At 61.1% G+C, this 597-nt stretch carries 1 protein-coding gene; it reads left to right on the top strand.

All coding sequences use genetic code 11. The features are described 5' to 3' along the window. A partial coding sequence (locus NKI99_RS33790) for a D-apionate lactonase family protein (protein ID WP_502905574.1) occupies positions 1–597 on the top strand: 597 nt, incomplete at both ends.

The raw sequence follows: 597 nt of genomic DNA, 5'->3' as shown, positions 1-597 counted from the left end.
TTGCCGCTGCGTGTGGGTCCCAGTCAGCTCGGCTGCCGCGAGAACCCTTACGGTGCCTCCACGGCGCAGAACGAAGCGAATGGTCGCGTCTGCCTATCGCGCATCGATCCTCGTCAGCGCGGGCTGTTCAATGCGGCCTGGATCGTCGGCTATTTCGCCGCATGCGCTCGCGAGGGCATCGAGGCCGTCGTCTTCGGTGACTTCACCGGTCCATTTGGCCAAATCCATAGGAAGGCTGATTTCGTGCAGCCATGGTTTGACCAGCAGGATTCCCGAACGGTCTATCCCGCTTTCCATGTCTTGGCTGGTCTCTCAAAGCTCGGCGGAGCCACCTTGCTGTCCGTAGGAACTTTCGGCGCTGACGGCGTTGTGACGATCGCAGCTGAAAACGATCGGGGCGTGACCCTGTGGGTCGCTAACCTCACCGCCAAGACGCAATCTGTGCGGCTTTCGGATGCGCCGAGCAGCGCCCGTATTGCTCTTCTCGGCGCCGAGCAGTTCGAGCAGGCGGCAACCGATCCCAACTTCATGGAAATTTCCGCAAGACCGCTGGATGACCAATTCATCTCGCTTGACGCCTACGCCGTCGCGCGAGTC

Source organism: Mesorhizobium sp. M0239 (assembly GCF_040321815.1).
GTDB lineage: Bacteria > Pseudomonadota > Alphaproteobacteria > Rhizobiales > Rhizobiaceae > Mesorhizobium.
This window is presented reverse-complemented; position numbering and strand designations above follow the sequence as displayed.